The sequence below is a fragment of the Pseudoalteromonas sp. SR41-4 genome, from assembly GCF_014163985.1.
In the GTDB taxonomy this organism is placed as follows: Bacteria; Pseudomonadota; Gammaproteobacteria; order Enterobacterales; family Alteromonadaceae; genus Pseudoalteromonas; species Pseudoalteromonas rhizosphaerae.
In genome coordinates, this window is sequence record NZ_JACJEI010000032.1 from 43,985 (window position 1) to 51,006 (window position 7,022).

Below are 7,022 nucleotides of genomic sequence, written 5' to 3' on the forward strand. Positions count from 1 at the left end.
TGTGGAGGAAAGTAACATGTTCGATATCCTCATGTATCTGTTTGAAAACTACATTCACAGCGAAGCCGAAGTCTTTGTTGAGCATAATGAACTCACTGACGAATTATTACGTGCCGGCTTTAATAAGCCCGAAATATACAAAGCACTTGATTGGCTTGAGCAGCTTGCTGACTTGCAGCACAGTGATGAATTCCCTTATTTAAACCGCCTCCCACAACATGCGATACGTATTTTCACCGATAGTGAATGCCACATGCTGAGCGTAGAGTGTCGGGGCTTTTTAATGTTTGTAGAACAAGTAGGAGTGATCAACAGCGCAACGCGTGAAATGGTTATGGATCGTTTGTTCGCATTAGATAAAGCTTATATATCACTTGATGATTTAAAATGGGTGGTACTTATGGTGTTGTTTAATGTGCCAGGCTCAGAGCAAGCTTATGCACAAATGGAAGAACTTATTTTTGATGAGCCGGCAGAGGTACTACATTAAGCAAGTGCTGCGCTTGTATCTTTAATTAGTTTGGGTATATTAGGCGAAAATTAGTCAGCTGCTTAGGGAACACATGAGTAAAATCGACCAATCGCTTTTTTCTGCAAATCAACATGCCTTAGAAAAAGAATACGAAGTGTGCCCTAAATGCGGTTCAGAGCTTGTGATCCGCAACAGTAAATCAGGTCCTTTCCTTGGCTGTGCGAGTTATCCCGAATGTAATTTTATTCGCTCGCTTGCTCAACATGATACTCAACAAATCAAAGTACTTGATGATAGCCCTTGTCCAGAGTGTGGTAATCCGCTAGTAGTGAAGAATGGCCGCTATGGTATGTTTATTGGCTGTACGGGTTATCCTGAGTGTCACTATATTGCTCATGATGAGCCTGAGCCAAATGAAGAAGTTTTACCTGCTTGCCCTAAGTGTAAAAAAGGCCAGTTAGTGGCGCGTAGTAATAAATTTGGTAAAACATTTTATTCATGTAATAGCTATCCAAGTTGTAAATACACACTCAATTACAAACCAGTTAGCCATATCTGCCCCGCGTGCCAATGGCCAGTAATGATGCAAAAGCAAATGACCAATAGTGTTGTGCTACAATGCCCTCAGAAAAGTTGCTCGCATAAATTCACGGTGAGCGAATAATTACCGGCTTTAATTTTATTGTATTTGGAGATTTTCAGTGACTGATACTACCTCAGTTCCTTTAACTGCCCTTGCTGCTGTGTCGCAAGGCGGGGTTATTGTTTACCCAACCGAAGCTGTTTATGGCTTAGGCTGTGACCCCGATAATCAGCAAGCTGTGGAGCGCTTACTTGCAATAAAGCAGCGGCCATTTGAAAAAGGCTTAATTTTAATTGCCGATAATTATGGGCAATTATTAAAGTATGTTGATGATGCAAAAATTCCGATGGATAAACGCGCTGATATTTTTTCCAGCTGGCCCGGCGCAATTACTTGGGTTATGCCAGCGGCTAAAGGTACGCCTAAATGGTTAACAGGACAATTTGATAGTATTGCTGTGCGTGTAACTAATCACCCAACAGTAAAGCGCTTATGCCAAGAATTAGGCAAACCTCTTGTGTCTACTAGTGCTAACTTATCAGGACATGATACGGTCACTAGTATTGCAATGGCTAAAAGTGAGTTTGGCGAGCTGGTGGCATTTTATGTAGATGAACCACTTGGTGGTAACACGCAGCCTAGCACTATTAAAGATGTAATGACCGGCAAAGTATTTAGAGGATAACCATGCACAGCAATTTACTCGAACAAGTAAAAACCTACCTGATGGCCTTGCAAGACACAATTTGCCAAGGTTTAGAGCAAGCTGATGGCCAAGCCAAGTTTGTAGAAGACAGTTGGCAGCGCGAAGAAGGCGGTGGTGGCCGAACTCGTGTTATTCGTGGTGGCAATGTGATCGAGCAAGGTGGGGTGAACTACTCGCATGTGTTTGGTGCTTCGATGCCGGCATCTGCAACTGCGCATCGTCCAGAACTTGCTGGTCGTAGCTTCCATGCCTGTGGTGTCTCGCTAGTGATCCACCCAAACAATCCTCATATTCCAACGAGCCACGCTAACGTACGCTTTTTCATTGCAGAAAAGCAAGGTGAGGAGCCTATTTGGTGGTTTGGTGGTGGTTTTGACTTAACGCCATTTTATCCTGAGCTTGAAGATGTTCAACATTGGCATCAAGTCGCGCATGATTTATGTGCGCCGTTTGGAGATGAGGTTTACCCTAAATATAAAAAATGGTGTGACGAGTATTTTTACCTAAAACATCGCGATGAAACGCGCGGTGTCGGCGGTTTATTCTTTGATGATTTGAATGAAGCCGGGTTTGAGCAAAGCTTTGCCTTTATGCAAGCAGTAGGCAATGGCTTTTTAGGGGCTTATTTACCTATTATTGAACGTAGAAAAGCAACCCCATTTACTGAGCAGCAACGAGACTTCCAACTTTATCGTCGTGGCCGTTATGTTGAGTTTAACTTAGTGTGGGATCGTGGCACTTTATTTGGCTTGCAAAGTGGCGGACGTACAGAATCAATATTAATGTCGATGCCGCCGCTAGCGCGTTGGGAATATAACTATACACCCGAAGAAGGCAGTGCTGAAAATAAGCTATACGCTGACTTTTTAAAACCAAGAGACTGGTTAGGGCTAGCATAGTAAGCAGGCTGCCAGTCAATATCTGGTTTATTGACTGGCAACTTTAAGTATTACATCAATTTAAAGCTTCTTACTTGCTCATCCAGTGAACGCGCTAGATTTAACAGCTCCTCACTTACTTTTTGGTTATCGTTAGCATCCACTAATGACCGCTCAGCGTTATCACTAATACCAATAACACTCCTATTTATTTCCTCTGCGGCTAAGTTTTGTTGTTCTGTCGCGTCGGCTATTTGAATATTAAGTTGATTTATTTCATTCATCTGCATAGAAATATCTTTTAAAGCTTGAGCAACATTTTTTACTTGTTGCGCTCTAGCATCAGCCTCCTCACACGATTCACCCATGGTTTTAACCGTTTGCGCCGCTTCGGATTGTAGTTTGTCGATTGTGCGACGAATTTCATCGGTGGATGCATGAGTACGAGTTGCCAATGTACGTACTTCATCAGCCACCACAGCAAAGCCCCGCCCAGCTTCACCTGCACGTGCGGCTTCAATCGCAGCATTAAGAGCTAACAAATTGGTCTGTTCAGCAATACTGCTAATCACTTCGAGTACTTTTCCTACCTCAAGTGTTTGTACTTGTAGTTGACTTACTTGCGCTGCAGCTTGGCGAACATCGTCTGCTAATTGATTAATACTGAGTTCTGTTTGTTCAGCAACATGCATACTTTGTTGTGCAAGTTCATTACTGTTTTCTGATTTTTCAGAGGCAAAGTGAGTGGTGTTTTTTACTTCATTAGAGGAGCTCTCTAGTTCGTTTATAGCAGCTGCCACGGAGTCTGTATTTTTCTTTTGCTCTAAAATAGCGCGCTCAGTAGTATCCGCTGAGGTATAAATTTTTTCTGCTGAGTGGATCAATACTTTTGATGAATGAGATACTTGAGCAATATTATCTTTAAAGGTAGCGATCATCTTATTAAAGCTGGTGGCGAGCCAACCCAGTTCATCTTCAGCGCTATCGTCAATTCGCAGGCTTAAATCTTTGTTGGTTGTAGCTAAATGCATAGCATGACCTAGCTTTTTAAGGCGTACAATAAAAATTTGTCTAAACATAATGCCCAGTAATACAAAGGCAATAATAAAAATAATAGAGAGTAATGCGGTATTTACTAGGGTGTTGTAAGTCACCGCATTATCAATATCAGCTAATGAGTAACTAATTTTAACTACGCCGAGTACATCACCTTCTTGTGCTTGATGACAGCCAAGGCAATTAGTGCCTTTATAATCGCTACTGGCAAACATAGGGCGCAGAAAAGTTATACTGCGGCTATTATTTTGCTGATCAATTAGCAATGTTTCCTTGCCTTTTAAAGCCTCGCGTTCGATATCGTTGCTCGGCGCTTGATTTTTATTGCCCGGCCCATAAAGTTTATTAACAATTGGGGAGCGAATAATATGCGCATCTTCAATATTTGGGTGCTTGCGTAGTTTTTGGCTTAATAGCTCTCTATTTGCCATGGTGCCTGTGATCATCAAAGTATTGATAGAGTCAAAGTAGTTATCAGCAAGAAGCTTAATATTTTCTGCAACAGTGTCTTGCGCAAGCGTTCGTTGTTGGCTTGAGCTACTAAGAATACTGGCAATTAACACAATAATGCCTGTTAGGGCCAATAGGGCATAAATTTTATGTTGGATTGATTTCACACGCACGACGCTTTTTCTAAATATTTGATCACGTATTATCTATATTTAAAAAAAGGCCGTTTTGACTTAGCGCAAATAACGTGCAGTTAAAGAGAAGTGCTAGTGCTGATTAATCATATGACTGGCAAGTTGTGCCAAAGATTTACGTAACCCTTCTCGTAATAAGGGATTATCAATTTCCGCGTCTAACGCTTTATTCATGCAATACATCCATTGATCTCGTAAATCTTGATTAATTGGAAAAGGCATATGGCGTTTACGCAGCATAGGGTGACCATGCTTTTCAACAAACAAGTCTGGGCCGCCTAACCACCCTGATAAAAACTCAAAAAACACTTGGCGAATACGGTCCAATGGTTGAGGATGCATATCATATAACGGTTTAGCGTATTCATCGCTGGCCATAATGTCGTAGAATCGATTCGCAAGTGCTAAAGCACCAGCTTCTCCACCCATCAGTTGATAAGGTGTTTTTTCTGGCGTTGGTGCTTGCTGTTGTTCTGGTGGTTTCGATTTTGAAAAGAATCGTTTAATCATAGTTTTATCATCATTAATTAGCAGTAAGTTACGAGGTAATGTTACTGCACAAAGAGGTTGCTCAAATATGGACAAATATGCAGTTTTTGGAAATCCTATTAAACACTCAAAATCCCCTGCGATACATCAGCAATTTGCAACCTCATTGGGCGAACAAATCGAATACAGCGCAATATTAGCACCGATTGATGGTTTTAAAAAAGCCGTGGCCGATTTTTTTGCCACAGGCGGTAAAGGAGCTAATGTTACAGTGCCATTTAAAGAGCAAGCATTTGCGCTAGTTGATGAGCGAACTGAATTGGCAACCATTGTCGGAGCAGTAAATACTATTAAGTTATTAGATGATGGGCGCTTGCTAGGTGACAACACCGATGGCATTGGTTTTGTGAACGATCTGCTTGCGAATCAGGTTACCATTAAAGATAAACGGGTCTTACTTATAGGTGCCGGAGGCGCTGCACGTGGCGTGGTTTTACCGTTATTGGCACAACAGCCGAGTGAAATCATTATAGTCAATCGTACGGCAGCAAAAGCTAAGGAACTAGCTGAATTATTTGCCCAATACGGTAATGTAACTGGCTATGGTTTTGATGATTTGCCAGTAAGTGATTACTCGCTAATTGTAAACTCTACATCTAGCAGTATGCTTGGTGAATTGCCTGCGCTTGATAAAAAACACCTTGATGGCTGTGAACATGTTTATGATATGTTTTATTCACAGCAAAATACGCTGTTTATGCAATGGGCCCAGGGCTATAAGGCTAATATTAACGTACTTGATGGAAGTGGCATGCTAGTAGGGCAAGCTGCACAAGCCTATTTTGTGTGGCGCAATAATATGCCTGAAATACTCCCTGTTGTTCGGGCATTAAAAACCGGAGAGCTTGCATGAATCAAGCAATCCAATTTATCGACCGATTTGAATTTAACGTACAATCCCAGCTGTTAACGTTTTTTGCTCAAGTAAGTGGCTTAATGGTTGAATGTGTCATTGACACACACACGCTAGCATTGGCAGACCAACAAGCTGCAAAGTTACATTTTGAACAGGCGCGTTTTGACTATGAAGATATAGCCGAGCAACTAATCGAGAATGAAGAATATAACTCGGCAGGACAAATCATTGTTTCAGTGCTGAGTTAATCCTCAGCTAGATACTCATCTTTAAGCTCAACATAATTAGTTGCTGATATTTTTAAAAAACTCAGCTCTTGCTCGGTTAAATGGCGCGCCTGCTTTACTGGACTACCCACATAGAGAAAGCCCGATTCCAAGCGCTTGTTTGGCGGGACTAATGAACCGCCACCAATTATCACATCATCTTCAACAATGGCATTATCCATTACAATCGCGCCCATGCCGACTAAAATACGATTCCCCAAACAACAGCCGTGCAACATAACCTTGTGACCAACGGTAACATCATCACCAATAATTAATGGATAACCATCTGGGTTACTTTTACTGGCACGCGTTAGATGTAACACGCTGCCGTCTTGCACGTTAGTACGTTCACCAATGCGTATATAGTTAACGTCCCCTCGTGCTGCTACTAATGGCCATACACTACTATCTTCACCTAATGTGATATCACCAACTAAAACAGCCGACTCATCTATATAAACAGACTGGTTAAAACGAGGAGTAATTCCTTTATAAGAACGGATTGCCATAAAACACCTAATAAATTAAGAATAAGTTCAATAGTAAGAGGTAAATAGTGTAGCAGTAGAGCCTATAAAATGGCCAGCTAGGATCTGTGCTGTATACTAAACTAGCACTTTTGAGCTGTTTAGCGCGTAAATTGAACGAACAGCACTTTATTTCAAGTTTTCTTTAAAAAACGCTTGCGTAAAATTCGCCGCGCCCTATAATGCGACCCCACTGAGACGGCAGACAGCAACGCTTAGCGAGGCAAGAGTTAATCAGTTAGTCGAGTAAAACTTGAGTTTAGATTTTTAATAAAGTTTAAAATTAAGTGTTGACAAAAAAATAGGACAGCGTAATATGCGCAGCCCTAGCGAGATAAAGTTTAACTTTAACCGCAACGTTCTTTAACAATATAAAGCAATCATCTGTGTGGGCACTCGTACAGATTGAGTTCTAACAGCCGAGCTTAGTTCGCTAAGCAAGGCAAAAAATTTAGAGTCTCAATTGAAACTGAGTGACCAAC

At 41.5% G+C, this 7,022-nt stretch carries 9 protein-coding genes; 6 read left to right on the forward strand and 3 right to left on the reverse strand.

The window, feature by feature from the left end; translation table 11 throughout:
• Positions 1–16: 16 nt before the first annotated feature.
• The 4 genes from H5180_RS19690 to hemF all read left to right on the forward strand — a co-directional run bounded on the left by H5180_RS19690 (position 17) and on the right by hemF (position 2,660).
• Positions 17–490 carry a DUF494 family protein gene (locus tag H5180_RS19690; RefSeq protein WP_149983187.1) on the forward strand — a complete coding sequence of 158 codons (474 nt, stop codon included), beginning with the start codon at positions 17–19 and terminating at the stop codon, positions 488–490.
• A gap of 73 nt (positions 491–563) precedes the next feature.
• A complete protein-coding gene (locus H5180_RS19695; RefSeq protein ID WP_182758898.1) occupies positions 564–1,136 on the forward strand; it encodes a type I DNA topoisomerase in 573 nt (190 codons plus the stop codon).
• Positions 1,137–1,173: 37 nt separating this feature from the next.
• Positions 1,174–1,740, forward strand: coding sequence for an L-threonylcarbamoyladenylate synthase (locus H5180_RS19700; RefSeq protein ID WP_182731936.1), 567 nt, complete (start codon positions 1,174–1,176; stop codon positions 1,738–1,740).
• A gap of 2 nt (positions 1,741–1,742) precedes the next feature.
• Positions 1,743–2,660, forward strand: coding sequence for an oxygen-dependent coproporphyrinogen oxidase (gene hemF / locus H5180_RS19705; protein WP_149983190.1), 918 nt, complete (start codon positions 1,743–1,745; stop codon positions 2,658–2,660).
• 50 nt (positions 2,661–2,710) lie between these two features.
• Here the strand turns inward: hemF and H5180_RS19710 are convergent, their stop codons facing one another.
• Positions 2,711–4,312 carry a methyl-accepting chemotaxis protein gene (locus H5180_RS19710; protein WP_145241780.1) on the reverse strand — a complete coding sequence of 534 codons (1,602 nt, stop codon included), beginning with the start codon at positions 4,310–4,312 and terminating at the stop codon, positions 2,711–2,713.
• A gap of 99 nt (positions 4,313–4,411) precedes the next feature.
• Positions 4,412–4,849, reverse strand: a complete 438-nt coding sequence (locus H5180_RS19715; RefSeq protein ID WP_182758899.1) for a group II truncated hemoglobin — start codon at positions 4,847–4,849, stop codon at positions 4,412–4,414.
• Positions 4,850–4,916: 67 nt separating this feature from the next.
• Here H5180_RS19715 and aroE point away from each other — a divergent pair, with 67 nt between their 5' ends.
• On the forward strand, positions 4,917–5,741 hold the full coding sequence (gene aroE, locus H5180_RS19720; RefSeq protein ID WP_145241784.1) for a shikimate dehydrogenase: 825 nt from the start codon (positions 4,917–4,919) through the stop codon (positions 5,739–5,741).
• On the forward strand, positions 5,738–5,992 hold the full coding sequence (locus H5180_RS19725; protein ID WP_145241786.1) for a DUF1488 domain-containing protein: 255 nt from the start codon (positions 5,738–5,740) through the stop codon (positions 5,990–5,992). Before aroE ends, H5180_RS19725 begins: the two co-directional genes overlap by 4 nt.
• Here H5180_RS19725 and H5180_RS19730 read toward each other — a convergent pair.
• Positions 5,989–6,522: a gamma carbonic anhydrase family protein gene (locus tag H5180_RS19730; protein WP_145241788.1), complete on the reverse strand. Its 534-nt coding sequence runs from the start codon at positions 6,520–6,522 to the stop codon at positions 5,989–5,991. The genes H5180_RS19725 and H5180_RS19730 overlap by 4 nt on opposite strands.
• Positions 6,523–7,022: the final 500 nt, after the last annotated feature.

Coding starts and splice junctions, on each gene's coding strand:
- aroE (WP_145241784.1), top strand. CDS start 4,917: ATGGACAAATATGCAGTTTTTGGAAATCCTATTAAACACTCAAAATCC.
- H5180_RS19725 (WP_145241786.1), top strand. CDS start 5,738: ATGAATCAAGCAATCCAATTTATCGACCGATTTGAATTTAACGTACAA.
- H5180_RS19690 (WP_149983187.1), top strand. CDS start 17: ATGTTCGATATCCTCATGTATCTGTTTGAAAACTACATTCACAGCGAA.
- H5180_RS19730 (WP_145241788.1), bottom strand. CDS start 6,522: ATGGCAATCCGTTCTTATAAAGGAATTACTCCTCGTTTTAACCAGTCT.
- H5180_RS19695 (WP_182758898.1), top strand. CDS start 564: ATGAGTAAAATCGACCAATCGCTTTTTTCTGCAAATCAACATGCCTTA.
- H5180_RS19715 (WP_182758899.1), bottom strand. CDS start 4,849: ATGATTAAACGATTCTTTTCAAAATCGAAACCACCAGAACAACAGCAA.
- hemF (WP_149983190.1), top strand. CDS start 1,743: ATGCACAGCAATTTACTCGAACAAGTAAAAACCTACCTGATGGCCTTG.